The 26,245-nt window shown below is 48.9% G+C and carries 24 protein-coding genes, 2 pseudogenes and 1 other annotated feature; of the genes and pseudogenes, 11 read left to right on the forward strand and 15 right to left on the reverse strand.

What is annotated here, in order from left to right:
- The first annotated feature begins 374 nt into the window (after nucleotides 1-374).
- Nucleotides 375-1,799, forward strand: a complete 1,425-nt coding sequence (sbcB, locus tag N0B36_RS07680) for an exodeoxyribonuclease I (protein ID WP_016153550.1) — start codon at nucleotides 375-377, stop codon at nucleotides 1,797-1,799.
- A gap of 60 nt (nucleotides 1,800-1,859) precedes the next feature.
- On the opposite strand, the gene plaP is transcribed toward sbcB, so the two are convergent.
- The 4 genes and pseudogenes from plaP to N0B36_RS07695 form a co-directional block, all read right to left on the reverse strand.
- Nucleotides 1,860-3,221 (reverse strand): putrescine/proton symporter PlaP, encoded by a 1,362-nt coding sequence (gene plaP, locus N0B36_RS07685; RefSeq protein WP_016153551.1) that lies wholly within the window; start codon nucleotides 3,219-3,221, stop codon nucleotides 1,860-1,862.
- Complete coding sequence (gene yoeI / locus N0B36_RS24435; protein ID WP_099045591.1) at nucleotides 3,211-3,273, reverse strand: membrane protein YoeI; 63 nt, start codon at nucleotides 3,271-3,273, stop codon at nucleotides 3,211-3,213. The genes plaP and yoeI overlap by 11 nt, the downstream gene beginning before the upstream one ends.
- A gap of 162 nt (nucleotides 3,274-3,435) precedes the next feature.
- A pseudogene (locus N0B36_RS07690) lies at nucleotides 3,436-4,420 on the reverse strand (LysR substrate-binding domain-containing protein).
- Nucleotides 4,421-4,460: 40 nt separating this feature from the next.
- Nucleotides 4,461-5,285 (reverse strand): SDR family oxidoreductase, encoded by an 825-nt coding sequence (locus N0B36_RS07695; RefSeq protein WP_204551805.1) that lies wholly within the window; start codon nucleotides 5,283-5,285, stop codon nucleotides 4,461-4,463.
- A gap of 174 nt (nucleotides 5,286-5,459) precedes the next feature.
- On the opposite strand from N0B36_RS07695, the gene hisL reads away from it, so the two are divergent.
- From hisL to hisIE, 9 genes are all read left to right on the forward strand, one after another.
- Nucleotides 5,460-5,507 (forward strand): his operon leader peptide, encoded by a 48-nt coding sequence (gene hisL / locus N0B36_RS07700; RefSeq protein WP_100250077.1) that lies wholly within the window; start codon nucleotides 5,460-5,462, stop codon nucleotides 5,505-5,507.
- Nucleotides 5,483-5,605: a sequence feature (His leader region), on the forward strand. It overlaps the preceding gene by 25 nt.
- Nucleotides 5,606-5,650: 45 nt before the next feature.
- Nucleotides 5,651-6,550: an ATP phosphoribosyltransferase gene (gene hisG / locus N0B36_RS07705; protein ID WP_003834191.1), complete on the forward strand. Its 900-nt coding sequence runs from the start codon at nucleotides 5,651-5,653 to the stop codon at nucleotides 6,548-6,550.
- Between the two features lie 5 nt (nucleotides 6,551-6,555).
- Nucleotides 6,556-7,860, forward strand: coding sequence for a histidinol dehydrogenase (hisD, locus tag N0B36_RS07710; protein WP_259687008.1), 1,305 nt, complete (start codon nucleotides 6,556-6,558; stop codon nucleotides 7,858-7,860).
- Nucleotides 7,857-8,936, forward strand: a complete 1,080-nt coding sequence (hisC, locus tag N0B36_RS07715) for a histidinol-phosphate transaminase (protein ID WP_259687018.1) — start codon at nucleotides 7,857-7,859, stop codon at nucleotides 8,934-8,936. The genes hisD and hisC overlap by 4 nt, the downstream gene beginning before the upstream one ends.
- Entirely contained in the window at nucleotides 8,933-10,000 is a 1,068-nt protein-coding gene (gene hisB, locus N0B36_RS07720) for a bifunctional histidinol-phosphatase/imidazoleglycerol-phosphate dehydratase HisB (RefSeq protein ID WP_016153556.1), read from the forward strand. Before hisC ends, hisB begins: the two co-directional genes overlap by 4 nt.
- A complete protein-coding gene (gene hisH / locus N0B36_RS07725) occupies nucleotides 10,000-10,590 on the forward strand; it encodes an imidazole glycerol phosphate synthase subunit HisH (RefSeq protein WP_003030129.1) in 591 nt (196 codons plus the stop codon). The genes hisB and hisH overlap by 1 nt, the downstream gene beginning before the upstream one ends.
- Nucleotides 10,590-11,327 (forward strand): 1-(5-phosphoribosyl)-5-[(5-phosphoribosylamino)methylideneamino]imidazole-4-carboxamide isomerase, encoded by a 738-nt coding sequence (gene hisA / locus N0B36_RS07730; RefSeq protein ID WP_259687019.1) that lies wholly within the window; start codon nucleotides 10,590-10,592, stop codon nucleotides 11,325-11,327. Before hisH ends, hisA begins: the two co-directional genes overlap by 1 nt.
- Nucleotides 11,309-12,085, forward strand: a complete 777-nt coding sequence (gene hisF, locus N0B36_RS07735; RefSeq protein ID WP_019077116.1) for an imidazole glycerol phosphate synthase subunit HisF — start codon at nucleotides 11,309-11,311, stop codon at nucleotides 12,083-12,085. The genes hisA and hisF overlap by 19 nt, the downstream gene beginning before the upstream one ends.
- The gene (hisIE, locus tag N0B36_RS07740) at nucleotides 12,079-12,690 is read left to right on the forward strand and encodes a bifunctional phosphoribosyl-AMP cyclohydrolase/phosphoribosyl-ATP diphosphatase HisIE (RefSeq protein ID WP_200107959.1); all 612 of its coding nucleotides are present in this window, start codon (nucleotides 12,079-12,081) and stop codon (nucleotides 12,688-12,690) included. Before hisF ends, hisIE begins: the two co-directional genes overlap by 7 nt.
- 58 nt (nucleotides 12,691-12,748) lie before the next feature.
- Here hisIE and wzzB read toward each other — a convergent pair whose 3' ends face one another.
- Entirely contained in the window at nucleotides 12,749-13,732 is a 984-nt protein-coding gene (gene wzzB / locus N0B36_RS07745) for an LPS O-antigen chain length determinant protein WzzB (protein ID WP_259687020.1), read from the reverse strand.
- A gap of 417 nt (nucleotides 13,733-14,149) precedes the next feature.
- Here wzzB and N0B36_RS07750 point away from each other — a divergent pair.
- Nucleotides 14,150-15,145, forward strand: a pseudogene (locus N0B36_RS07750) (NAD-dependent epimerase).
- 128 nt (nucleotides 15,146-15,273) lie between these two features.
- On the opposite strand, the gene tnpA reads toward N0B36_RS07750, so the two are convergent.
- The 10 genes from tnpA to gmd all read right to left on the reverse strand — a co-directional run bounded on the left by tnpA (nucleotide 15,274) and on the right by gmd (nucleotide 26,236).
- A complete protein-coding gene (tnpA, locus tag N0B36_RS07755; RefSeq protein WP_235117105.1) occupies nucleotides 15,274-15,732 on the reverse strand; it encodes an IS200/IS605 family transposase in 459 nt (152 codons plus the stop codon).
- A gap of 186 nt (nucleotides 15,733-15,918) precedes the next feature.
- Nucleotides 15,919-17,085, reverse strand: a complete 1,167-nt coding sequence (gene ugd, locus N0B36_RS07760) for a UDP-glucose 6-dehydrogenase (protein WP_235117104.1) — start codon at nucleotides 17,083-17,085, stop codon at nucleotides 15,919-15,921.
- Between the two features lie 246 nt (nucleotides 17,086-17,331).
- Nucleotides 17,332-18,738, reverse strand: a complete 1,407-nt coding sequence (gene gndA, locus N0B36_RS07765) for an NADP-dependent phosphogluconate dehydrogenase (protein WP_235117103.1) — start codon at nucleotides 18,736-18,738, stop codon at nucleotides 17,332-17,334.
- Between the two features lie 121 nt (nucleotides 18,739-18,859).
- Complete coding sequence (locus N0B36_RS07770) at nucleotides 18,860-19,903, reverse strand: acyltransferase (RefSeq protein WP_235117102.1); 1,044 nt, start codon at nucleotides 19,901-19,903, stop codon at nucleotides 18,860-18,862.
- A 42-nt stretch (nucleotides 19,904-19,945) separates the two neighbouring features.
- On the reverse strand, nucleotides 19,946-20,758 hold the full coding sequence (locus tag N0B36_RS07775) for a glycosyltransferase (protein WP_259687021.1): 813 nt from the start codon (nucleotides 20,756-20,758) through the stop codon (nucleotides 19,946-19,948).
- Between the two features lie 78 nt (nucleotides 20,759-20,836).
- Nucleotides 20,837-22,204: a colanic acid biosynthesis phosphomannomutase CpsG gene (cpsG, locus tag N0B36_RS07780; RefSeq protein ID WP_259687022.1), complete on the reverse strand. Its 1,368-nt coding sequence runs from the start codon at nucleotides 22,202-22,204 to the stop codon at nucleotides 20,837-20,839.
- Nucleotides 22,205-22,207: 3 nt separating this feature from the next.
- Nucleotides 22,208-23,656: a mannose-1-phosphate guanylyltransferase/mannose-6-phosphate isomerase gene (locus tag N0B36_RS07785; protein ID WP_235117490.1), complete on the reverse strand. Its 1,449-nt coding sequence runs from the start codon at nucleotides 23,654-23,656 to the stop codon at nucleotides 22,208-22,210.
- A complete protein-coding gene (locus tag N0B36_RS07790) occupies nucleotides 23,649-24,149 on the reverse strand; it encodes a GDP-mannose mannosyl hydrolase (protein WP_235117491.1) in 501 nt (166 codons plus the stop codon). Before N0B36_RS07790 ends, N0B36_RS07785 begins: the two co-directional genes overlap by 8 nt.
- Before the next feature lie 2 nt (nucleotides 24,150-24,151).
- Nucleotides 24,152-25,117 carry a GDP-L-fucose synthase gene (locus N0B36_RS07795; RefSeq protein WP_235117492.1) on the reverse strand — a complete coding sequence of 322 codons (966 nt, stop codon included), beginning with the start codon at nucleotides 25,115-25,117 and terminating at the stop codon, nucleotides 24,152-24,154.
- A 3-nt stretch (nucleotides 25,118-25,120) separates the two neighbouring features.
- Nucleotides 25,121-26,236 (reverse strand): GDP-mannose 4,6-dehydratase, encoded by a 1,116-nt coding sequence (gene gmd / locus N0B36_RS07800; RefSeq protein WP_042307503.1) that lies wholly within the window; start codon nucleotides 26,234-26,236, stop codon nucleotides 25,121-25,123.
- Nucleotides 26,237-26,245 lie beyond the last annotated feature (9 nt).

Genomic DNA, 26,245 nt, shown 5'->3' on the forward strand with positions numbered 1-26,245 from the left:
TCCAATTATTATATGGTGTTTAAATTATTAATTTTTAACCTCACTCACATTTCATTAGAATATAGAGCAGCTAACCGCCAAAATAAAAACCCATTGTTTATAAAAGAATTTTAAAATTTCCAGAACACAACAAATCAGCACCAAATAACAATAATGGTTCTCATTTATATTATTTATCAGCTCATAGATTTCAGACAATTTATTCCAGTAATTTCCCTTAACAGTGCAAAATTTATTAATCAATTCTATTTAAGCCTGTTCATCTCAATTTTATTGCGTACATCATTCAGCATTGATAATCGCTTTGCTGATTACCTCGCTATTTTTTGGTATTCTTGGACGAGCGCTAAATTGATCCCGGACATAACTGAACAATGAATGACGGCAAGCAGCAACCTGGTTTTCTCTTTCACGATTACGAGACCTTTGGTACCCATCCGGCGCTGGACAGACCCGCGCAATTTGCGGCTATCCGCACAGATAGCGATTTCAACATTATCGGTGAACCTGAAGTCTTTTATTGCAAACCCGCAGACGACTATCTGCCGCAGCCTGAGGCGGTGCTGATAACCGGTATCACACCGCAGGAAGCGCGTGAAAAAGGAGAAAATGAAGCCGCCTTTGCTGCTCGCATCCACGCCCTGTTCACCGTGCCGAAAACCTGTATCCTGGGCTATAACAACGTGCGCTTCGATGATGAAGTGACGCGCAACATCCTGTATCGCAATTTCTACGATCCCTACGCCTGGAGCTGGCAGAACGATAATTCACGCTGGGATCTGCTGGATGTGATGCGCGCCTGCTATGCCCTGCGTCCTGAAGGAATTAACTGGCCGGAAAACGACGACGGCTTACCCAGCTTTCGCCTGGAGCATTTGACCAAAGCCAACGGTATTGAACATGCCAATGCCCACGATGCGATGGCCGATGTATACGCCACAATTGCGATGGCGCAATTAGTGAAGTCGCGCCAGCCGCGCCTGTTTGATTATCTCTACAGCCATCGCAATAAGCACAAGCTGGCCGCACTGATTGATGTCCCGCAAATGAAGCCGCTGGTCCATGTTTCAGGGATGTTCGGCGCATGGCGCGGCAACACCAGTTGGGTGGCGCCATTGGCCTGGCATCCTGAGAATCGCAACGCGGTGATTATGGTCGACTTAGCCGGTGATATTTCACCGCTGCTTGAACTGGACAGCGACGCGCTGCGTGAGCGGCTCTACACTGCTAAAGCTGATCTGGGAGATAACCCAGCCGTGCCGGTCAAACTGGTGCACATCAACAAATGCCCGGTACTGGCACAGGCGAATACCTTGCGCCCGGAAGATGCCGATCGCCTTGGCATTAACCGCCAGCATTGTCTGGATAATCTCAAAATACTGCGCGAAAACCCGCAGGTTCGCGACAAAGTGGTGGCCATCTTCGCCGATGCGGAACCCTTTACGCCATCAGATAACGTAGACGCACAGTTATACAATGGTTTTTTCAGCGATGCCGACCGTGCCGCGATGAAAATCGTTCTGGAAACTGAGCCGCGCAATTTACCGGCGCTGGATATCTCCTTTGTCGATAAGCGCATTGAAAAGCTGCTGTTTAACTACCGCGCACGTAACTTCCCCGGAACGCTGGATGAAGCCGAACAGCAGCGCTGGCTGGACCATCGTCGTCAAATATTCACGCCGGAGTTTTTGCAAAATTACGCCAATGAATTGCAGATGCTGAGCCAGCAATATGCAGATAACAAAGAGAAACTGATGCTGCTGAAGTCACTCTGGCAGTATGCGCAAGAGATTGTATAACTCCCACGTATAAAAAAACCGGAGAACATGTCTCCGGTTTTTTTTATCTAAATACAGCTATTACGCGATATCTTCGTCGTACTGTGGCACCGGGTTACGGAAGCTTTTGGTCACGCAAGCCAGGTAAATCAGACCAATAGCGGCCCAGATCAGACCCAGAACCATTGAGCTCTCTTCCAGGTTCACCCACAGCGCACCAACGGTCAGCGCACCGCACATTGGCAGGAACAGATACTGGAAGTGGTCTTTCAGCGTCTTGTTACGCTTCTCACGGATCCAGAACTGGGAGATAACCGACAGGTTAACGAAGGTAAACGCCACCAGCGCACCGAAGTTAATCAGCGCCGTCGCCATCACCAGGTCGAAGTTAATTGCCAGCAGAGCAATCGCACCAACCAGAATGATGTTCATGGACGGAGTACGCCATTTCGGGTGGACATAACCGAAGAAACTTTTCGGGAACACACCGTCACGTCCCATCACATACATCAGACGCGCTACGCCTGCATGCGCCGCCATACCTGACGCCAGTACGGTAATGGTAGAGAAAATCAGCGCGCCAACCTGGAAGAACTTACCAGCGACATACAGCATGATTTCCGGCTGAGAAGCGTCCGGATCCTTGAAGCGTGAGATATCCGGGAAGTACAGCTGCAACAGATAGGTGGAGACGATAAAGATCAGGCCACCAATCAGCGCGGTCAGGAAAATCGCCCGCGGGATCACTCGTTCAGCGTCTTTGGTTTCTTCAGACAGGTTGCTGATACCGTCAAAACCGGTGAACGAGAAGCACAGGATAGTCGCTCCCGTGATCATCGGGATCACATGCGCATCACCTGACCAGAACGGACGGCTGCTCGCCAGCGTACCGGCACCTTCCCCTTCGAACACGCCATAAACGACCATGCCGAGGATCACTGCAATCAGCACCACCTGCAACAACACGATGACGGTGTTGAAATTCGCAACAGATTTCAGGCTGCGCAGGTTAAAGGCGGTCATAAAGGCCACCAGCGCCACCACGAATATCCATGACGGTATCGACGGCACCAGAGCTTCAAAATAAATTTTCGCCAACAGAATGTTGATCATCGGTGCGAACAGGTAGTCCAGCAGTGATGACCAACCCACCATAAAGCCAACGGTCGGGCTAATGGATTTCTGGGCATAAGTGTAGGCAGAGCCTGCAGACGGATAGCGACGCACCAGTTTACCGTAGCTCAGTGCGGTAAAGAGGATGGCGATCAGTGCAAAGGCGTAAGCTGTCGGGACGTGACCATCGGTCATTCCTGATACGATACCGAATGTATCGAACAGCGTCATCGGCTGCATATAGGCAAGGCCCATCATGACAACCGGAACCAGCGTAAGCGTTTTACGTAATTCCACGCGAGAGGTGTTTGGAGTAGCGTTATGCGACATGGTTATCCCCCATTACGGCGAAAACCGTCGCGTAAGCAAAAAATTGCCCCATTTTTTGTTAATCCTCAGCGACAACAACTGTCGATTTTTAAGTAAGTATCTATCCGGTACGAAGCCCGGCCTCTTTTATGAATGATTGGTTTGATGCAAAAAAATAACCGACGCGTATTAAAACGTCGGTTAATGTCATTTTTTGCAAGCGGCGTATTTTGCACTAATTTGGAGAGAAATAACAAGAGATTGAAGCTACTACAAAAGAATATTTTTTCTTAACTGATTGATTTATCAGCAGCCGTTTTAACATACACCCCCGCAATAGCACTATTTGCTAAAATCTCATCCCGCCACCAGGCGCTGGCCAACCCGGCAGTCTGTTCATTCCAACCTATCCACACGGGTTCAAAGATAATTTGTGCGACCACCTTTTTCTCAATCAGAGCGCCGCTCTCCAGAAATCGCTGCGCCAGATAGCGTGGAATATAGCCGCATCCCAGACCACTGATTTGCAGTTCCAGCTTGGTTTTGAAGTCAAAAACGGTGATGGCTTCCTGATCGTCAAGCACCTGGGAGCCGGAGACGTTGGCATGCTGTGCATTGTCGCCCACCACAATCGCGCGAAAACGCCGAATAGTGCGACGATTTAACGGCTCCTGTTCCTGCGCCAGCGGATGATGCGACGCAACCACAAACACCTGCTCCAGAACCCCTAGCTGCGCAAAGCCAAATTCGCTCGCGGCAGGCGGCTCATGCGTGGCGCCGACAATAATATCCGCCCGCCCCTGAGTGAGAGCATCCCAGGAGCCGCCCAGCACGCCATTGATAAATTTCAGGCGCGTCACACTGTGGTGTTGATAGAAAGATTCGATGAGTGGGGCCAGCAGCGAAAAGGGAAACGTATCATCTACGCCAATAACCAGTTCATTCTCCCAGCCTTCGTGAAGTTTAATCGCCTGCTTTTCGAGTTCGCGGACGGTGTGCAACACCTCCCGCCCCTTTTCCAGCAGCATCTGTCCGGTACGGGTAAACTTAGCCCGATGGCCGCTGCGATCGAGTAGCTGAATATTAAGATCGCTTTCCAGCTTATGGACGGTGTAGCTAAGCGCAGACGGCGTCTTAAACAATTTTGCCGACGCCGCTGCGAAACTGCCCTCTTTTTCCAACGCATCGAGGATGATAAGAACGTCCAGCAGTGGTTTCATACTCGCCTCCTGGCGGTATCAGCGGCACTCTGCTGGTCTGTCACTCCATCGGCATCACCAGCGGGTCAGGATACTGGTACTCAAACCCAAGCTCGTTACAAATACGGTTGCCATCAATGACTTTACCTTTACCGTTATCCTCATTGCCAAGAAATTCCGGCGGCTCCATCCCCAACTGGCGGGCCATCTGTGGATAGAACACATTGCGCGCCGGATGCATAGGCGCACATATATTATAGATGTGTCCCCCTTTTGGCGCTTGCAGCAGCAAAGAGATGGCGGAAACCACATCATCCAGATGCACCAGATTGACGCCATGGTGTCCATCTGGCGCTGTCTTGCCAGCGAAAAAACGACCGGGATGTCTTCCCGGGCCGACAAGTCCGGCCAGGCGCAAAATATCCACCGAAGTGCCGGGTAAATTGTGCAACCAGTCTTCAAGTTCTTTCAAAACGCGACCACTTGCCGTAACCGGGTTACGCGGAGTCCCTTCTTTCACGATGCCTTGTGCATCGCCATAGACCGACGTCGAACTGGTAAAAATAATCCGCGGGATACGGTACGCCAGCGCACTGTCGACCAGCTCCTGCATAGCCTGCAGGTAAAATGTCTCCCCCGGACCGCTACGGCGCGCAGGTAGCGTAATAACCAGCGCGTCGGCGTCCATCAGTGCGTCGAGATCGTCTGTCTCACAGACCAGTTCAGGCTCCAGGCGCAGCGAGTAGCTCTCTATACCACTCATGCGGGCCGCTTCCACCCCATCCAATGTGGTTTTGCTGCCGGTAACCTGCCAGCCTCTCGCCGCCAGCGACATAGCTAACGGCATGCCTAACCAACCTAAACCGACAATTGCGACCTTTTTCATGCCTTCTCTCCTGACTTTTGGCCTATAACGCAAGGCTACGCTAGCCCACAGTGGCTGACAATTCATAGTATCAATATGAAATGAATTAATGATCAAAAAAAGCCCTTGCTTTCCGTAGCTAAAGTGGTTTAGGTTAAAAGACATCAAATGAATAAACATTCATCGAGAAAATTTATGACACGCGCTCAATTCAAACACCATCATCACCATCATCCTGACTAGTCTTTCAGGCGATGTGTGCTGGGAGACATTTAAATCTTCCAGCGGTGCATGAGCGTATGAGAAAGCCCCCGGAAGATTTCTTCCGGGGGCTTTTTTTTGTGCGTGACCCAAACTGATTCAGACAGGATAACGAGGAATAAAGAATGTTAGATAACACCCGTTTACGCATAGCTATGCAGAAATCAGGTCGTTTAAGCGATGATTCACGCGAATTGCTGGCCCGTTGCGGCATTAAAATTAATCTTCACACCCAGCGCCTGATCGCGATGGCTGAGAATATGCCGATCGATATTCTGCGCGTGCGTGATGACGATATCCCGGGTCTGGTGATGGACGGCGTCGTTGATCTCGGCATCATCGGGGAAAACGTTCTCGAAGAGGAATTGCTCAACCGCCGGGCACAGGGTGAAGATCCACGCTATTTTACCCTGCGTCGTCTGGACTTCGGCGGTTGCCGTCTTTCGCTGGCTACCCCGGTTGATGAAGCCTGGGATGGCCCGGCAGCGCTGAACGGTAAGCGTATCGCTACCTCTTACCCACACCTGCTTAAACGTTATCTTGATCAAAAAGGGGTGTCGTTTAAATCCTGTCTGTTAAACGGCTCTGTAGAAGTCGCTCCCCGCGCAGGTCTGGCTGATGCGATTTGCGATCTGGTGTCAACCGGAGCCACGCTTGAAGCCAACGGTCTGCGTGAAGTGGAAGTGATTTACCGCTCTAAAGCCTGCCTGATTCAGCGCGACGGCGAAATGGCCGAAGCCAAGCAACAACTGATCGACAAACTGCTGACCCGTATTCAGGGGGTTATTCAGGCTCGTGAATCAAAATACATCATGATGCACGCGCCGAGCGAACGTCTGGACGAAGTCATCGCCCTGCTGCCAGGCGCTGAGCGCCCTACCATTCTGCCACTGGCGGGTGACCAGCAGCGCGTAGCCATGCACATGGTCAGCAGCGAAACCCTGTTCTGGGAAACGATGGAAAAACTGAAAGCGCTCGGCGCCAGCTCCATTCTGGTGCTGCCGATTGAGAAGATGATGGAGTGATAGCCATGAGCTTCAATACCCTGATCGACTGGAATAGCTGTAGCCCCGAGCAGCAGCGCGAACTGCTGATGCGCCCGGCGATATCCGCCTCTGAAAGCATCAGCCGCACGGTGGCTGAGATTCTTGAGAACGTCAAAAATAACGGCGACCGGGCGCTGCGTGAATACAGTGCGAAGTTTGACAAAACCGAGGTCGGCGCGCTGCGCGTCACCGAAGAAGAAATTCAGCAAGCCAGTAGCCGCCTGAGCGACGAGCTGAAACAAGCCATGCGGGCGGCGGTACGTAATATTGATACGTTCCACACCGCGCAAATCCTGCCGCCGGTGGATATTGAAACTCAGCCTGGCGTGCGCTGCCAGCAGGTTACTCGCCCTATCGCCTCCGTGGGGCTGTATATTCCTGGAGGATCGGCACCGCTCTTCTCGACCGTATTAATGCTGGCGACCCCGGCGCGTATCGCTGGCTGCAAAAAAGTGGTGCTCTGCTCACCGCCGCCGATTGCCGATGAAATCCTCTACGCCGCGCAACTGTGTGGCGTAAAAGAGGTGTTCAACGTGGGCGGCGCGCAGGCCATTGCCGCGCTGGCGCTGGGTACCGAATCTATTCCTAAGGTCGATAAAATCTTCGGGCCAGGCAATGCGTATGTGACCGAAGCCAAACGTCAGGTCAGCCAACGTCTTGACGGCGCGGCTATCGACATGCCTGCGGGCCCGTCTGAAGTGCTGGTTATTGCCGACAGCGGCGCGACGCCTGACTTTGTTGCTTCCGACCTGCTTTCTCAGGCCGAACACGGCCCCGACTCGCAGGTTATCCTGCTGACGCCAGACGCTACGCTTGCCGAAGGCGTGGCCAAAGCCGTTGAACGCCAGCTTGCCGAGCTTTCCCGCGCCGACACCGCACGTCAGGCGCTCGCCGCCAGCCGACTGATCGTCGCCAGAGATCTGGAGCAATGCGTGGCCATATCTAACGCCTACGGCCCGGAGCATCTGATTATTCAGACCCGTAACGCGCGTGAACTGGTTGACGATATCACCAGCGCTGGTTCGGTATTCCTGGGTGACTGGTCTCCTGAGTCGGCTGGCGACTATGCTTCCGGCACCAACCACGTTCTTCCGACCTACGGCTATACCGCAACCTGCTCAAGCCTTGGGCTGGCTGATTTCCAGAAACGGATGACGGTACAGGAATTAACTCCCCAAGGTTTCTCTACCCTGGCCTCCACCATTGAAACACTGGCCGCGGCTGAACGACTGACTGCCCACAAAAATGCCGTCACCCTGCGCGTTAACGCCCTGAAGGAGCAAGCATGAGCACTGACAACTTTCTCAGCGTCACTGATTTAGCCCGTAAGAATGTTCGCGAGTTAACGCCCTATCAGTCTGCCCGTCGTCTTGGCGGTAACGGGGACGTCTGGCTCAACGCGAATGAGTACCCAACCGCCGTTGAGTTCCAGCTACGCCAGCAGACGCTGAACCGCTATCCAGAGTGTCAGCCGAAAACCGTAATTGAGAATTACGCGCAGTATGCTGGCGTCAAACCAGAGCAGGTGCTGGTCAGCCGCGGTGCAGATGAAGGGATCGAACTGCTGGTGCGCGCTTTTTGCGAACCCGGTAAAGATGCAATTCTCTACTGTCCGCCGACTTACGGCATGTACAGCGTCAGCGCCGAAACGATTGGCGTTGAATGCCGCACCGTCCCGACCCTGGATAACTGGCAGCTGGATTTACAAGGCATCGCGGACAAGCTTGATGGCGTGAAAGTGGTCTACGTATGCAGCCCCAATAACCCAACCGGCCAGCTGATAAATCCGCAGGACCTACGTTCACTGCTCGAAATGACGCAGGGTAAAGCCATCGTGGTCGCTGATGAGGCCTATATTGAGTTTTGTCCGCAGGCTACGCTGGCAGGCTGGCTGTCTGAGTATCCGCATCTGGCAGTATTACGCACGCTGTCCAAAGCGTTTGCTCTCGCCGGTTTACGCTGCGGATTTACGCTGGCGAATGGAGAGGTTATCAATCTGCTGTTAAAGGTGATTGCTCCCTACCCGCTTTCTACCCCGGTAGCGGATATTGCCGCCCAGGCGCTGACGCCACAAGGGATTTCCGCCATGCGCCAACGCGTAGAGCAGATCCTGCAAGAGCGTCAGTATCTGGTGGAGAATCTGAAAACCATTCGCTGTGTAGAGCAGGTTTTCGACTCTGAAACCAACTATGTTCTGGCGCGCTTCACCGCATCAAGCAGCGTATTTAAATCTTTGTGGGATCAGGGCATTATCTTACGAGATCAGAATAAACAACCTTCGTTAAGCGGCTGCCTGCGAATTACTGTCGGAACCCGCGAAGAGAGCCAGCGCGTCATTGACGCCTTACGTGCGGAGCAAGTATGAGCCAGAAGTATCTTTTTATTGACCGTGATGGAACCCTGATTTCAGAACCGCCAAGTGACTTTCAGGTCGATCGCTTTGACAAACTCGCCTTCGAGCCGGACGTCGTTCCCGTTTTGCTGAAGCTGCAAAAAGCCGGCTTTAAGCTGGTGATGATTACTAACCAGGATGGACTCGGTACGCAGAGCTTCCCGCAGGCCGATTTTGACGGTCCGCATAACCTGATGATGCAAATATTCACCTCTCAGGGCGTAGCATTCGATGAGGTGCTGATCTGCCCGCACCTGCCAGCGGACGCGTGTGATTGCCGTAAGCCAAAAGTGAAACTGGTTGAGCAGTATCTGGTTGAACAGGCCATGGATGTGGCAAACAGCTACGTCATTGGTGACCGGGCGACCGATATTCAGCTCGCAGAAAACATGGGCATTAGCGGATTACGCTACCACCGTGACACCCTGAACTGGGCGATGATCGGCGAGCAGTTGACCAAAAGAGACCGCTACGCGCACGTTGAGCGTAATACCAAAGAGACGCAGATTGACGTCAAAGTCTGGCTGGACCGCGAAGGCCGTAGCAAAATCAATACCGGCGTTGGCTTCTTTGACCACATGCTGGATCAAATCGCCACCCACGGCGGTTTTCGCATGGAAATAGCCGTCAAAGGCGATCTGTATATTGACGATCACCACACCGTTGAAGATACCGGTCTGGCGCTGGGTGAAGCCTTAAAGCTGGCATTAGGCGATAAACGCGGTATCAACCGTTTTGGTTTTGTGCTGCCGATGGACGAGTGCCTGGCACGTTGCGCGCTGGATATCTCGGGGCGTCCGCACCTGGAATACCGCGCGGAGTTTACCTACCAGCGCGTTGGCGATCTGAGCACAGAGATGATTGAACACTTCTTCCGTTCACTCTCTTACACCATGGGTGTCACCTTGCACCTGAAAACCAAAGGGAAAAATGACCACCACCGTGTGGAGAGCCTGTTTAAAGCCTTTGGTCGTACGCTGCGTCAGGCTATTCGCGTAGAAGGCGATACGCTGCCCTCCTCAAAAGGAGTGCTGTAATGAACGTGGTGATCCTTGATACCGGCTGCGCCAATCTGCACTCGGTGAAATCCGCCGTCGCACGCCATGGATACGACCCTGTTGTCAGCCGTGACCCGGACGTGGTGCTACGTGCCGATAAACTGTTTCTGCCGGGCGTCGGTACCGCCCAGGCGGCTATGGACCAGTTGCACGAGCGTGAACTGATTGAACTGATTAAAGCCTGTACGCAACCGGTACTGGGGATCTGCTTAGGCATGCAACTGTTGGGCCGCCGCAGCGAAGAGAGTAACGGTGTCTCTCTGCTGGGCATTATTGAGCAGGACGTTCCGAAGATGACCGATTTCGGTCTGCCGCTGCCGCATATGGGCTGGAATCGCGTCTATCCGCAGGCGGGAAATCGTCTGTTCCAGGGCATTGAAGATGGCGCGTATTTCTACTTTGTACACAGCTATGCTATGCCGGTGAACCCGTGGACCATCGCCCAGTGCCATTACGGCGAACCATTTACCGCGGCAGTACAAAAGGACAATTTCTTTGGCGTGCAGTTTCACCCTGAACGCTCAGGCGCGGCTGGGGCGCAGTTGCTGAAAAACTTTCTGGAGATGTAATGATTATTCCGGCATTAGATTTAATCGACGGCACGGTGGTGCGTCTTCATCAGGGCGATTACGCAACGCAACGTGATTATGGCAATGATCCTCTCCCCCGTTTACAGGATTACGCAGCTCAGGGTGCCGAAGTACTGCACCTGGTTGATTTAACCGGCGCGAAAGACCCGGCGCAGCGGCAGATCCCGCTGATTAAAACGCTGGTCGCTGGAGTCAATGTTCCGGTACAGGTTGGCGGTGGCGTGCGGACTGAAGCGGACGTTGCGGCGCTGCTTGACGCAGGCGTGGCGCGCGTGGTGGTAGGTTCGACGGCAGTAAAATCCCCCGAGGTAGTCAAGAGCTGGTTTGCCCGTTTTGGCGCCGACGCGCTGGTACTGGCGCTGGACTTGCGTATTGACGAGCGCGGTAATAAACAGGTAGCGGTTAGCGGCTGGCAGGAAGATTCCGGGGTTTCTCTGGAAGAACTGGTTGAGACCTATTTACCCGTCGGCCTGAAGCACGTGCTGTGCACCGATATCTCCCGCGACGGCACGCTGGCTGGCTCAAACGTCGCGCTTTATGAAGAAGTGTGCGCCAAATATCCGCAGGTAGCATTCCAGTCATCTGGCGGCATTGGCGGGATCGAGGACGTAGCAGCCCTGCGTGGAACCGGCGTACGCGGCGTGATCGTCGGACGCGCCCTGCTGGAAGGTAAGTTCACCGTTGAGGAGGCCATTCAATGCTGGCAAAACGCATAATTCCTTGTCTGGACGTTCGTGATGGGCAGGTGGTAAAAGGCGTCCAGTTTCGCAATCACGAGATTATTGGCGACATTGTCCCGCTGGCAAAACGCTATGCCGATGAAGGCGCAGATGAACTGGTGTTCTACGATATCACCGCCTCCAGCGATGGCCGCGTAGTGGATAAAAGCTGGGTATCTCGCGTGGCGGAAGTGATCGATATTCCGTTCTGCGTTGCCGGTGGCATTAAATCCATCGACGATGCGGCGCGCATCCTCTCCTTCGGGGCGGATAAAATCTCTATCAACTCCCCGGCGCTGGCCGAACCGGAGCTTATCACCCGCCTGGCGGACCGCTTCGGCGTGCAGTGCATCGTGGTGGGTATTGATACCTGGTATGACGCTGAAACCGGCAAATATCATGTTAATCAATATACCGGGGATGAAAGCCGTACCCGCGTCACGCAGTGGGAAACGCTGGACTGGGTGCAGGAAGTACAGAAGCGCGGCGCGGGTGAAATCGTCCTGAACATGATGAACCAGGACGGCGTGCGTAACGGTTATGACCTGGAGCAACTGAAAAAAGTGCGCGACGTTTGCCATGTACCGCTGATTGCCTCCGGCGGCGCGGGCACCATGGAACACTTCCTTGAAGCATTCCGGGACGCCGACGTTGACGGCGCGCTTGCCGCTTCCGTCTTTCACAAGCAAATTATTAATATTGGCGAATTAAAAGCGTACCTGGCAACACAGGGCGTGGAGATCAGGATATGTTAACGAAGCAACAATGCCGCGAGCTGGACTGGGAAAAAACCGACGGACTGATGCCAGTCATCGTGCAGCATGCGGTTTCCGGTGAGGTACTAATGCTGGGTTATATGAACCCGGAAGCACTGGATAAAACGCTTGAAAGCGGCAAAGTGACCTTTTTCTCGCGGACCAAGCAGCGTCTGTGGACCAAAGGAGAAACCTCCGGTCACTTCCTGAACGTGGTGAGCATCGCGCCCGACTGCGACAACGACACCCTGCTGGTGCTGGTTAACCCGATTGGCCCGACCTGCCATAACGGCACTTCAAGCTGCTTTGGCGATGCCAGCCACCAGTGGCTGTTCCTGTATCAACTCGAGCAACTACTGGCCGAACGTAAAACCGCTGACCCGGCAAGCTCCTACACTGCGAAGCTGTATGCCAGCGGCACCAAACGCATTGCGCAAAAAGTGGGTGAAGAAGGCGTAGAGACCGCGCTGGCCGCAACCGTGAACGATCGTTTCGAGCTGACCAATGAAGCCTCTGATCTGATGTATCACCTGCTGGTTCTGCTGCAGGACCAGGACCTCGACCTGACGACGGTGATTGAGAATTTACGTAAAAGACATCAGTAATCTGTAGACGTAAAAAAACCGGGCTCGCCCGGTTTTTTGTTGTCAGAATAAAACTGCTTTAGGATTGCTGTGCTTTGGCTTTGTAACCGCGCAGCGCATTTTGCCCCAGCACGATCCCGGCACCAATCATCCCGCCGAGCAGAACCGCCAGCACCAGGGTGATTGCTTTTTTCGGACTGTCACGACGAATCGGTAACGTTGGTTTCAACACATAGCGGTAGGAGTGCAGTTTTGCCTTTTCAAGATTTAACGCCTCAATGTCCAGTAGGTTTTGCTTGGTCTGGTAGTAATTACCAGAGAAGATCAAGGGACGAGTCGCTTCGTGTTCAATCATTGATTTCAGTGCATCACTGCCCAGCAGTAGCATACTGTCCTGCGTGACATCCTGAGTTTGCTGAATTTGTGGCTTCACCACCCCAGCCTGTTCTGCATAACGCAAAGCTTCCTGGATTTGCTTGATACGCAAATCCTTTTGCTCCTGAGCAATAACCTCTTGGGTTTTCAGCGAGTCTGTAAGCGCTGTTGTTCGTAATTGAATATTATCTGCCAGATCAACAACCATCTCTTTGGCGACTTTGTCATCAATTTGTTGGATGTATTCAGAAAGCTGGCGCTGCGCCCTTTCCGCGGAATCCCCTACATAAGAGACGACCAATGGTAATTGCTGGCCTTTTACTGACTGCTCAATAGTCAGTTTTTCCGATTTTTCTTGATTGTCCAATGTTTCAACTAATGCAGAAAAAGCGGTACTAAAACGCCCAATCACATTCATTTGAAGCGATGCTGGCGCACTTGCACCATACAATACATTCAAGGCATTGTTGTAAGCGGCTATCTGCCCAACATCCGGTTGCGTGATAATTGCATTCGATGTCCATTTCTCTTTCGCAACGGCCAGGTATCCCACGGCCAACACAATCGCGACAACCACACAGACAATTATCGTTACTTTACCACGCCATAATTGCATTACTAAATCAATAAGATCAATCTGATCCGGATCGTTGCTGCGTCCAGATATTTTGTTATCACCTACAGACATAAATACCCTAAACTCTGAATGAGGAAAGACTTAAACTCGAATTAGTTTAGCTATAATTTGAGGCAATGCCATAGGATTAATGATAAAAAAATCAAATTGTTTGAGGGAATTTGATTGGTATTTCAATCACTACTGAAGAAGGGAAGAGATAAAACAGCAGTGTCAATACACAAGTCTCCTCCTGAGTAAATTATTTCACTCAACGGGTCCCATGTCAGACAGTCGATATAGTCTACTTTTCATTGTCATTGTATTAAATTCAAGCAATGAATACTTGCATTCTAATGAGTAAAACGACAAGAGTAAAAAGAGATAACGATTAGCTTTTTAGCCATCTATCGGTTTCATTCCACTTTTAGCAGTATTCGTTGGTACCTGGCTATTATTTAGCCAAAAAGAGGAATAAACATATAATACCTGGTTACGGGGGCCGCTGGTTTCATCGGCTTCCACGTTAGCAAACGCCTCCTTGAGGCTGGCCATCAAGTAGTCGGTATTGATAACCTGAACGATTACTACGACGTAAGCCTTAAGCAGGCCCGTCTGGAATTACTGGCACAGCCCAACTTCCATTTTCATAAAATGGATTTGGCCGACCGCGAAAGTATCTCCGAACTCTTCGTATCTGGGCATTTTGATAGTGTGATTCATCTTGCAGCACAGGCGGGTGTTCGTTATTCACTCGAAAATCCGCATGCTTACGCGGACTCTAACCTCACCGGTTTTTTGAACATACTGGAAGGTTGTCGGCACAATAAAATTCAGCATTTGCTCTATGCCTCCTCCAGTTCGGCATACGGATTGAATCAGAAAATGCCTTTCTCAACAGATGATTCTGTTGATCACCCCGTGTCACTGTATGCGGCAACAAAAAAAGCCAACGAACTGATGGCCCATACCTATTCTCATCTGTACGGATTGCCAACAACCGGCCTGCGTTTTTTCACCGTGTATGGTCCATGGGGTCGCCCGGATATGGCGCTGTTCAAGTTCACCAAAGCGATGCTTGAAGGGAAAAGTATTGATGTTTATAACTACGGCAAAACGAAGCGCGATTTCACCTATATTGATAATATCGCAGAAGCAATCATTCGCCTGCAGGATGCCATTCCGCAAGCAGATGCCCAGTGGACCGTTGAAACAGGAACACCAGTGACCAGTATCGCCCCGTATCGCGTCTAGAATATCGGCAATAGTTCACCGGTTGAGATAATGGACTATATCAAAGCCCTTGAAGAAGCTCTTGGCATCGACGCTTCAAAAAATATGCTACCGCTACAGCCCGGTGACGTGCTGGAAACCAGCGCAGAGACCAAAGCGCTATAAGATGTAATCGGTTTTAAACCAGATACGACGGTTAGGGATGGAGTGCGTAACTTTGTCGACTGGAACCGTGACTTCTACAAAGTTTAATTACTGACCTGTTTAAAATAATAAATATCCTCCGGCATAGCCGGAGGTTTTTCGGATGCACCTATAAGGCTCTGTTACCAGCCGCGCCCTAACAGGCGCATACGATCTGACATTTGCATCAGACTTCGTTACTTACGGCCCGTAAACGGGCTACCCGGATAAGCGATCGATAACTGCTCACCCATTTTATCTTCTGCAAGCTGGTGCTTTATGCATTCCTGTATCTTCACCGTGTTCTTACCCGCCGTATCTACGTAGTATCCCCGGCACCAGAACTCTCTATTCCTGTACTTGAATTTCATATCCCCAAACTGTTCATACAGCATCAGACTGCTTTTCCCTTTCAGATACCCCATAAAGCCGGATACGCTCATTTTGGGTGGGATTTCCACAAGCATATGAATATGATCTGCACAGCATTCCGCTTCCAGGATCCGCACGTTTTTCCACTCACACAGCTTTCTTAAGATGCTGCCTATCGCCCTGCGTTTCTCACCGTAGAATGCTTGTCTTCGGTATTTGGGCGCAAAAACTATGTGATATTTACAGTTCCATCGGGTGTGCGCTAAGCTCTTTTCGTCCCCCATTGGGACCCCCTTTTGATTTCTTGTTAAACATTTGCAGTTGCCAGACCGCAATGTGTTTTAACAAATCAAAAGGGGTTTTAATAACTGGCCCAAAGCTGAAAGCTTTCCGGAACCCCCAGCCTAGCTGGGGGTTTTCTGTGCACAATAAAAAGGCCTTTTTAAAGGCCTTTTTTGTAGAGAGGAATATTAATCGCTACCAAACAAATCGCGGGTATACACCTTATCGACAACGTCAACTAATTCTGGAGTCATACGGTTAGAAATAATAATATCCGCCTCACTTTTAAACGCATCCAGATCACGGACAACCCGAGAGTGGAAAAATTCATCCTTTTCCATTACGGGCTCATAAATAATAACCGGTACGCCTTTAGCTTTGATGCGCTTCATGATTCCCTGTATAGAGGATGCCCTGAAATTATCAGAGCCACTTTTCATGATCAAACGGTATACGCCTACGACTTTGGGTTTTCGTGCCAGGATTGAATCTGCAATAAAATCTTTACGTGTACGGTTGGCATCCACAATTGCAGAAATAAGATTATTCGGTACAGTCTGATAGTTTGCCAGCAGCTGTTTAGTATCTTTTGGTAAGCAATAACCACCGTAGCCGAATGACGGATTATTGTAATGGTGGCCAATACGTGGATCCAGACAAACACCTTCAATAATTTGTCGAGCATTTAGACCTAAGCTTTCAGCGTAGCTATCCAATTCGTTAAAATATGCCACACGCATAGCAAGATAAGTATTTGCAAACAGTTTAATCGCTTCAGCTTCAGTAGAGTCAGTAAATAGCGTTGGAATGTTTTGTTTTACTGCGCCTTCCTGCAATAACTCTGCGAATCGAGTAGCACGTGGCGAACACTCCCCAATCACAATACGTGAGGGATGAAGATTATCATAAAGCGCTTTTCCTTCTCGCAAAAACTCAGGCGAGAAAATAATATTATCTGTGCCTAAACGTTCTTTAATTGACTGGGTAAAACCTACCGGGATGGTTGATTTAATAATCATCACTGCCAGTGGATTCACTTCCAACACATCGCGGATGACTGATTCAACGCTGGAGGTATTAAAATAGTTGGTTTTAGGATCGTAATCAGTCGGAGTAGCTATAATAACATAATCGGCATTTTTGTAAGCATCTTGCTTGTCGGTTGTTGCGCGAAAATTAAGATTTTTCGTTAACAGATACTCTTCTATCTCTTTATCTACAATGGGGGATTGCTTCATGTTAAGCATATCCACTTTAGCCTGCACAATGTCCAGCGCGACTACTTCGTGATTTTGGGCAATCAAAATACCGTTTGAAAGACCAACATAACCTGTTCCTGAAATAGTTATTTTCATTTGCTCTGACTTCTTTTGGTTAAACGTTTTAAGAGAATACATTTCCCAACAACCGAAACAACTGTTAGGTTTTTACCCCTGACATCGCTGAACTGTCAAGACGAGACAGTAAGCTGGAATACCTATATTATATCGCTATTCCGCTCAATCCCCTGCACTTACTCCTCCGTAGCATACTGTTTTGCTCAATAAAAAAAGCCCGGAGGAGCGCTCCGGGCCTGGATTTTCATGTTAGGCTAAATCAGATTAATCCAGCCATTCGGTATGGAACACACCTTCTTTATCAGTGCGTTTATAAGTATGCGCGCCAAAGTAGTCACGCTGGGCCTGGATCAGGTTAGCCGGCAGTACCGCAGAACGGTAGCTGTCGTAGTAGGCTACCGCTGCAGAGAAGGTCGGTACCGGAATACCGTTCTGAACAGCGTAAGCCACAACATCACGCAGCGCTTGCTGATATTCATCAGCGATATTTTTGAAGTACGGTGCCAACAGCAGGTTTGCGATGCCTTTGTTTTCAGCATAGGCGTCGGTGATTTTCTGCAGGAACTGCGCGCGAATGATACAGCCTGCGCGGAAGATCTTGGCGATTTCGCCGTAGTTCAGCTCCCAGTTGTATTCGTCAGATGCGGCACGCAGTTGAGAGAAGCCCTGTGCATAGGAGACGATTTTGCCAAGGTACAGCGCACGGCGCACTTTCTCAACGAACTCAGCTTTATCGCCAGCCAGCTTAGCCTGCGGACCAGAAAGTACTTTAGATGCCGCAACACGCTGGTCTTTCAGAGAAGAGATGTAGCGGGCGAATACGGATTCGGTGATCAGCGACAGCGGTTCGCCCAGATCCAGAGAGCTCTGGCTGGTCCATTTACCGGTACCTTTGTTCGCCGCTTCGTCCAGGATCACATCAACCAGGTATTTACCCTCTTCATCCTTTTTGGTGAAGATATCTTTGGTGATGTCAATCAGGTAGCTGCTCAGCTCGCCTTCGTTCCACTCGGTGAAGGTAGTGGCTAGCTCGTCGTTAGACAGGTTCAGGCCGCCTTTCAGCAGAGAATAGGCTTCAGCAATCAACTGCATATCGCCATATTCGATACCGTTGTGCACCATCTTCACGTAGTGACCTGCACCGTCAGCACCAATATAGGTTACGCACGGTTCACCATCTTCAGCTACTGCAGCAATCTTAGTAAGGATCGGTGCAACCAACTCATACGCTTCTTTCTGGCCGCCAGGCATGATAGAAGGACCTTTCAAGGCACCCTCTTCACCGCCGGAAACACCAGTACCGATGAAGTTAAAGCCTTCGGCGGACAGTTCACGGTTACGACGGATAGTGTCCTGGAAGAAGGTGTTACCGCCATCAATGATGATGTCGCCTTTATCCAGATACGGCTTCAGGGAGTCAATAGCAGCATCAGTGCCTGCACCTGCTTTCACCATTAACAGGATACGACGTGGGGTTTCAAGAGACTCGACGAACTCCTTCACCGTGTAGTGCGGAACCAGCTTCTTACCTGGATTCTCGGCTACAACTTCTTCGGTTTTTTCACGGGAGCGGTTGAAGATGGAGACAGTATAACCGCGGCTTTCGATGTTGAGCGCCAGGTTGCGCCCCATCACTGCCATACCGACGACGCCGATCTGTTGCTTGGACATTACATACTCCTGTCAGGTGTGGTCACCGCGCGACATATGCGCGGCTTGAATGTGACTTAGATGTTAACTCAACTCAGATATAAAATGATAGAAGCAAACTAAATACTATACTTAGTAAGTATTAAGTACTCTGTCCCAACACATCATGTTTTTTCACATATGATTTATTTACTTTAAGAAACTTCGACTCAACAAAATGCCATGAAAGGAACCCAAAAAAAATTGACACAATGATACTAACAAACATTCCGAAATAAAATTCAAACTGCAGTTTATTTATAATAAACTGTTGCACCGGGAAAGAATATATATATATACCATATGAATAATCAAATCGACCAGATATTATCTGATCTTTAAATGAACAGCCAACAACTATTGTGATAATTGATAATAAAATATAACCCAACACATTAATTTCATTTTTATAAGCGACAGATAAAAGAATAAAAAACGATATCATAAATATATATTTCTTTATTTTTTTATCATTCCAATAACTTATCGTGAGAGCCATTACAGCTCCTGTTAAAAAGGATAAAGCCCTCACCGGAAGTGCCTGTAAAACCACTCCAAAAAACACTATTGATGTTTTATTAAACAGTAAATAAATAGAAATAATAAAAAGTACCACGAAAGAAATTAACATTGCTTTTAAAGCATTTTTAAATAAAAAAAACACTACACCCAAAAGAAGATAACATAAAAACTCAAGTGGTAACGTCCATAAACTATCATTGAGAGAGTATGGGTGAATAAAACCATCAAATATCCCGGAGTGAGGCGGTGCGCCCTGGATGGTTACGACGCTAATAATATTTTTCAGAATTGATATATTAATATAAGAAGATAAATCCCCCCACCTCAAGTACACGCCCAACACTAGATACATAAAAATTGCGCATGGCAACAACGCAGGGAATATTCTCCTTGCACGTTTTGATATATATGAGATGAACCCTTGACTTCTCATGCAAGATTTAGTAATCAAGAATCCCGAGATAGCAAAAAAAACAATAACCGCTACCCCCCCGTAAGTACTCATACCAAGAAAAATTGGCTCAGACAGTCCAGAAAGAGAGTACTGATGGGAGATAATGACGGTTATTGCCGCAAACAATCTAATTATGTCAAAACAGTTATCCCGATGTTCCATATTTTTCATTTAATAATCTTCATTTTATAAATATTCATATCCACCGCACATTTAGCGATGTCTTTTATAAGCATAGCGAATCAAAAACAAAGGTAACACATGAAAAAAGAATTTAATAATCAGAATAATACACCTCTTAAAACTAGCCTCTTTTAGCTTAAACATATACTTGAAGCGAACTGAAAACTCACTTATTGCTTTTCCAATCCCCCTTCTTCTGGAAAAAGTGCTATCATTAAGCCTATAGTCCAGCAAGACCTCGGGGATATTATGAAAACGATATCCTTTTTCAAGGAGAAAGAACCACAACGCCATATCCTCAGTAAATTGTGTATCTAAAGGATAACGAATCCCATCTTTGAAAACTGAACTTCTAAACATCACTGTTGGGTGTATAAATGGGCAACGGATTATACTGTATTTTTTAAGATCATCATGTTCGAGCGGAACTTTCTTTAATTCAAGTGCGTACTCACTACCAAATTCATGGCAATATCCGCCTAGTACGTCAATCTCCGGTCTATCTTCCATGAACCTAAACTGTTTTTCAATACGGTTTAAACGTGACACATCATCCGTATCCATCCTTGCAATGTATCGATAACCTCTACTTAAAGCCACATCGATAAGTGTATTCAGAGCAAAGGCCAGACCTTTATTTTTCTCTCCTCGCACAACATAGAAATTAGGTTCAGCTTCAAAACTCTCAATCACACTTTCCAAGGACTTATTAATTTCCCCATCAATATAAAGGTAAATATCTGCTTTCATAGTTTGAGAAAAAAGGCTAGAAAGACTTTGATGCAGATAATCTGGTTTTTCTGAATTATAAACACTCAGAATTATTGCTATGCTATGATTCATCCTAAGAAATAATCCATCTGATGAAACCTTAAAAAGAAAATAAAGGCTATGCTTTCGACACAGCCTTATACTTAAACATTAATTTAAAATTCTGAGTATTTCTTCTGTTTTACTTCTCATAAGTTGCTCATCTCCGCGCGATTCCACGTTCAGGCGCACCACCGGTTCGGTATTGGAAGAGCGTAAATTGAAGCGCCAGTCGACAAACGCCATGCTGATACCGTCCGTTCTGTCCACCGTCAGCGCCTCACTGGAAAAGTGCTGCTCCACACGCGCAATCGCTGCCGCCGGCTCTGCCAGCGTGCTGTTGATTTCCCCACTCGCCGGATAGGCCACCATCCGGTCACGGACCAGTTCACCCAGCGACTGTCCTTTCAGACTCAGCAGTTCCGCCACCAGCAGCCACGGGATCATTCCGCTGTCGCAGTAAGCAAAATCACGGAAATAGTGATGCGCGCTCATTTCACCGCCATAAATGGCATCTTCATGGCGCATGCGCTCTTTGATAAACGCGTGCCCGGTTTTTGACATCACCGGTTTACCGCCTGCCGCCGTCACCACGTCCACGGTATTCCAGGACAGGCGCGGGTCGTGGATAATTTTCGCCCCCGGATTCTTCTCCAGAAACGCTTCTGCCAGCAGGCCGACAATGTAGTAGCCCTCAATGAACTGACCTTTTTCATCGAACAGGAAGCAGCGGTCAAAATCACCGTCGAAGGCAATCCCCATATCCGCACCGTGTTCAATCACCGCATTGCGCGTGTCGGCCCGGCATTCCGGCAGCAGAGGGTTGGGGATACCGTTGGGAAAATTGCCATCCGGCGTATTGTGAATTTTGATGAACTCGACCGGCACCCCCAGCGCCTTAAAACGGGCTTCAATGACGTCAACCACCGGACCTGCCGCACCGTTGCCGGAGTTGAGCACCAGCTTCATCGGTTTCAGACTGCCGGGATTGATGTAACCCAGCAGGTGGTCGATGTAGGCATCGCGGGTAGTAATACGCTGATAGTGGCCACGTTTTGTCACATCAACCGCCGGGAAGTCGTTGGCTTCCGCCAGGCGCTGCACGTCGCGCAGACCGGTATCACCGCTGATGGGCCGCGCCCCTTCCCGCACCAGCTTCATGCCGTTGTAATCCATCGGATTATGGCTGGCGGTCACTTCAATACCGCCGTCAATGCCAAGGTGGAAGGTGGCGAAGTAAATCTCTTCGGTGCCCGACATGCCAATATCCAGCACATTCACCCCCGCATCCTGCAGCCCTTTCGCCAGCGCCAGCTTCAGCGTCTCGCTGGTCAGACGCACATCGCCGCCCAGAACAATAGATTTTGGCTTCAGGAACTCGCCGTAAGCGCGGCCAATGCGCCACGCAATCTCTTCATTCAGCTCTTCGCCCAGCCTGCCGCGAATATCGTAGGCTTTGAAACAGGTTAATTTTTTCATACCCTAATCATCTTTTCTATAACGTTCTTTTTGTCGAACGATGTCATCCTCTCCCAAATAATCTCCTGAACTAACTTCAATGAGATTAAGGGGGATAATCCCTGGATTCTCAAGACTATACGTGGCCCCAAGAGGAATATAAATCGATTCATTTGCAGTAACCAACATCGTTTTATCATTGAGAGTAACTTTCGCCGTACCAGAAAGCACAATCCAATGTTCAGACCGATGATGATGCATACGTAAAGAAAGCCCTTCACCCGGTTTCACTATGATTTTCTTAACTTTATATCGCTCGCCTTGATCAATCGCATCAAATTTACCCCAGGGACGAAATACTTCACGATGTGCGATGTACTCTGACCGTTCTTGTGACTTGAGCATTTCAACAATCTTTTTGACATCCTGAACGTCAGATTTCTTAGAAACAAGTATTGCATCTTTCGTCTGAACTATAACGACATCCTCAACACCAACAGCAGCAACCAGTGCGGACTCTGAATAAATATAATTATTCTTGGTGTTATATGTCAGGACATCTCCTTTGCAAACATCGCCAGTATGTGTTTTTTCACTAATATCCCATAATGATTGCCATGAGCCAACATCACTCCAACCGATATCAACAGGACAAACAACACAACGATCCGTTTTTTCCATAACGGCAAAATCAATAGATTCGGCAGGGCAATCCTTGAAGATTTCTTCTGGTAAACGTATAAAATCAAGATCACGATAAGAGGAAGAGACTACCTGCTCACAGATACTGTAGATATCTGGCCTATACTTCTTTAACTCTTCTAAATAAGCCGTTGCTTTAAACATAAACATACCGCTATTCCAAAAAAAATTTCCAGATGAAATATATTTTTCAGCGGTTAGGCGATCAGGTTTTTCAACAAAATTCTTAACACGATAAAACTCACCTTCAGCAACATTGGAAAGAGATAGTGCATCAGTTTCTCTTTCTATATAGCCATAACCAGTTTCAGCATATTCCGGCACAATACCGAAGGTCACGATACTTCCATTTTCCGCAATTGGTATTGCTTTCTGAATTGCATCACAAAAGATTTTTTCTTTACTGATAATGTGGTCAGCAGCAAGTACCAATAGTAATGGATCCTCTTGCTCATTACGCTTCAGCGCAGAAAAAGCTGAAAGCGCAATTGCTGGTGCAGTATTGCGTCCACACGGTTCCAGAATAATATTATCGCGTAACTGATCTATCTGTCTTAGCTGCTCTGCAACAATAAAGCGATGCTGTTCATTCGTGATGACTAATGGCGTTTCACATGAAAGATTCGACAGCCGAAGCAAGGTTGTCTGTAACAGAGAGTGTTCACCCGAAAGTTGTAAAAATTGTTTCGGGTAAAGCTCCCTAGATAGAGGCCAAAGACGACTCCCCGTACCACCAGCCATTACGACAGCGATTAACGGTACATCAGACATATTTGACATCCTTCGTTTCTAAGCCAATAACATAATTGGCATCATTCTGAAAATAGGCACGACTATTTTCATGAACGTTTTCGCTACCCAACAATACCGCAGGCGCCAGCCAGCGGTATGCTTCGTGCTGCGCGTCGGGCAAACACAGGTCTTTTTCCTGTACTCGCAGACGAAAACCGAGCACCACGTAATGGGTCGAGAACGCCTCATTGGCGAAATTGTCGTTATAGAAGTGTTGCCAGACGCCATAAAACTCGCCAGCGGACAACGGTAATCGCAACCCCAACTCGCCTTCAGTTAGCCGTTCAAAGGCCGCACTCAATGGCTCATCTTTCTGTACTCGGCCACCTGGCACAAACCAATAGCCTTGCGCGGGACGGTTCAGCCGTTTACCTAAAAGAAATTCGCCTTGCGTGTTTTCCACAATCAAATCGATGGAGACAAGCGGAGTAGAACGCACAACAGTGACAAAATCGTCCTGAGATAAAAACATACTTACCCCCGGAATCGATGTTGATTATCAAGGAACCAATGATATGTGCTGGCCAGGCCATCTTCGAGTGAAATACCGAACTGCCAGCCCAATTTTTTTAGTCTCGAGACGTCAAGTAATTTGCGCGGAGTGCCGTCTGGTTTGCTCGCATCAAATACCACCTGCCCTCTGTAGCCCACCACTCGTGCGATAGTTTGAGCTAGCTCACGGATGGTACAGTCCACACCTGTACCAACGTTAATGTGAGAGAGCATTGGCTGGGTGTTTTCCTGCCAAACTTCGCCATCCAACTCCATAACGTGGATACTGGCTGCCGCCATATCATCAACATGCAAAAACTCTCGCATTGGCGTGCCACTTCCCCACACAATCACCTCAGATGTATTTTGCATCGTCGCTTCATGAAAACGACGCAACAGCGCCGGGATAACATGCGAATTACTCGGGTGGAAGTTGTCGTGAGGCCCGTATAGGTTTGTCGGCATCACCGAGCGATAATCACGACCGTATTGGCGGTTATAGGACTCACACAGCTTTATTCCGGCGATCTTAGCAATAGCATATGGTTCATTAGTTGGTTCGAGCGAGCCCTGCAGCAGTTCACTCTCCGCCATTGGCTGTTTCGCCATCTTAGGGTAAATACAGGAAGAGCCGAGAAATAACAATTTGTTCACGTCGTGCAGATGCGCCGCATGAATAATGTTGCTCTCTATCATCATATTTTCGAAAATGAAATCGGCTGGGTAAGTGTTGTTGGCAACAATGCCTCCCACCTTAGCCGCCGCCAGATAGACCTGATCTATACGCTCGGCGGCAAAAAAGTCTAAAACAGCCTTACTGTCGAGCAAATTCAGTTCATCTCGGCTACGCAGCACCAGATCCACATCACCGCGTTGTTCTAACTGGCGAACAATCGCGGAACCCACCATTCCTCGATGACCAGCAATAAAAATACGTTGTCTGTTCATCGATTATTCCTGAGATAAACTGACATTAAATCCGTGAGACTTTAACAGAGAGTGTTTCTTCGCTGCCTCCAGATCTTTCGCAACCATTTCAGATACCATCTCCGAAAGTGTGATTTCCGGTTTCCAACCTAGTTTTTCGTGTGCTTTGCTCGGATCACCCAGCAGAGTTTCTACTTCTGCAGGACGGAAATAGCGCGGATCTACAGCAATAATTACATCTCCCACCTTCACGCCGGGAGCATCATCGCCGGTAACTGAAACCACGATCCCCTTCTCCTCGACACCTTTACCTTCAAAACGTAGTTCGATTCCCAACTGGGCAGCGGCCATTTCAACAAACTGACGTACGGAGTACTGCACACCAGTAGCAATAACAAAGTCTTCCGGTTCATCCTGTTGCAGCATCATCCACTGCATCTTTACGTAGTCCTTCGCATGTCCCCAGTCGCGCAGAGAATCCATGTTGCCAAGATACAAGCAGGACTCTAGACCTTGTGCGATGTTAGCAATAGCACGGGTAATTTTGCGGGTCACAAAGGTTTCGCCACGACGCGGCGACTCGTGGTTGAATAAAATACCGTTACAGGCATAAATACCATATGATTCGCGGTAATTCACTGTAATCCAGTAGGCGTACAGTTTAGCAACAGCATACGGAGAACGCGGGTAGAACGGGGTGGTCTCTTTTTGCGGAATTTCTTGCACCAGCCCGTAAAGTTCAGAAGTGGATGCTTGATAGAAACGGGTTTTCTTTTCCAGACCAAGGAAACGAATGGCTTCCAATAGACGCAATGTACCCATAGCATCTACATCAGCAGTGTATTCCGGGGACTCAAAGGAAACTGCTACGTGGCTCATTGCTCCAAGGTTATAGACTTCATCCGGCTGAACCTCCTTCAGAATACGAGTCAGGTTAGAAGAATCTGTCAAATCACCGTAGTGCAGATGAAATTTCGGGTTGCTAGAATGTGGATCTTGATAAATGTGATCCACGCGTTCAGTATTAAATGAAGATGCACGACGCTTAATGCCATGAACTTCATAACCTTTTTCCAGCAAAAGTTCCGCCAAATATGAACCATCCTGCCCAGTCACGCCAGTAATTAAAGCAACTTTCATTTTTAAATA

Source organism: Citrobacter sp. XY323, assembly GCF_025106035.1.
In the GTDB taxonomy this organism is placed as follows: domain Bacteria; phylum Pseudomonadota; class Gammaproteobacteria; order Enterobacterales; family Enterobacteriaceae; genus Citrobacter; species Citrobacter braakii.

Excerpts from the sequence above, each read along its gene's own strand:
- gmd (WP_042307503.1), bottom strand. The coding sequence starts at position 26,236 with ATGAAAGTTGCTTTAATTACTGGCGTGACTGGGCAGGATGGTTCATAT.
- hisF (WP_019077116.1), top strand. The coding sequence starts at position 11,309 with ATGCTGGCAAAACGCATAATTCCTTGTCTGGACGTTCGTGATGGGCAG.
- hisA (WP_259687019.1), top strand. The coding sequence starts at position 10,590 with ATGATTATTCCGGCATTAGATTTAATCGACGGCACGGTGGTGCGTCTT.
- N0B36_RS07775 (WP_259687021.1), bottom strand. The coding sequence starts at position 20,758 with ATGAATCATAGCATAGCAATAATTCTGAGTGTTTATAATTCAGAAAAA.
- N0B36_RS07795 (WP_235117492.1), bottom strand. The coding sequence starts at position 25,117 with ATGAACAGACAACGTATTTTTATTGCTGGTCATCGAGGAATGGTGGGT.
- hisB (WP_016153556.1), top strand. The coding sequence starts at position 8,933 with ATGAGCCAGAAGTATCTTTTTATTGACCGTGATGGAACCCTGATTTCA.
- hisH (WP_003030129.1), top strand. The coding sequence starts at position 10,000 with ATGAACGTGGTGATCCTTGATACCGGCTGCGCCAATCTGCACTCGGTG.
- N0B36_RS07695 (WP_204551805.1), bottom strand. The coding sequence starts at position 5,285 with ATGAAAAAGGTCGCAATTGTCGGTTTAGGTTGGTTAGGCATGCCGTTA.
- ugd (WP_235117104.1), bottom strand. The coding sequence starts at position 17,085 with ATGAAAATAACTATTTCAGGAACAGGTTATGTTGGTCTTTCAAACGGT.
- hisC (WP_259687018.1), top strand. The coding sequence starts at position 7,857 with ATGAGCACTGACAACTTTCTCAGCGTCACTGATTTAGCCCGTAAGAAT.
- hisD (WP_259687008.1), top strand. The coding sequence starts at position 6,556 with ATGAGCTTCAATACCCTGATCGACTGGAATAGCTGTAGCCCCGAGCAG.
- tnpA (WP_235117105.1), bottom strand. The coding sequence starts at position 15,732 with ATGGGGGACGAAAAGAGCTTAGCGCACACCCGATGGAACTGTAAATAT.
- gndA (WP_235117103.1), bottom strand. The coding sequence starts at position 18,738 with ATGTCCAAGCAACAGATCGGCGTCGTCGGTATGGCAGTGATGGGGCGC.
- plaP (WP_016153551.1), bottom strand. The coding sequence starts at position 3,221 with ATGTCGCATAACGCTACTCCAAACACCTCTCGCGTGGAATTACGTAAA.
- cpsG (WP_259687022.1), bottom strand. The coding sequence starts at position 22,204 with ATGAAAAAATTAACCTGTTTCAAAGCCTACGATATTCGCGGCAGGCTG.
- hisIE (WP_200107959.1), top strand. The coding sequence starts at position 12,079 with ATGTTAACGAAGCAACAATGCCGCGAGCTGGACTGGGAAAAAACCGAC.
- N0B36_RS07785 (WP_235117490.1), bottom strand. The coding sequence starts at position 23,656 with ATGTCTGATGTACCGTTAATCGCTGTCGTAATGGCTGGTGGTACGGGG.
- N0B36_RS07770 (WP_235117102.1), bottom strand. The coding sequence starts at position 19,903 with ATGAAAAATATGGAACATCGGGATAACTGTTTTGACATAATTAGATTG.
- hisG (WP_003834191.1), top strand. The coding sequence starts at position 5,651 with ATGTTAGATAACACCCGTTTACGCATAGCTATGCAGAAATCAGGTCGT.
- wzzB (WP_259687020.1), bottom strand. The coding sequence starts at position 13,732 with ATGTCTGTAGGTGATAACAAAATATCTGGACGCAGCAACGATCCGGAT.
- N0B36_RS07790 (WP_235117491.1), bottom strand. The coding sequence starts at position 24,149 with ATGTTTTTATCTCAGGACGATTTTGTCACTGTTGTGCGTTCTACTCCG.
- sbcB (WP_016153550.1), top strand. The coding sequence starts at position 375 with ATGAATGACGGCAAGCAGCAACCTGGTTTTCTCTTTCACGATTACGAG.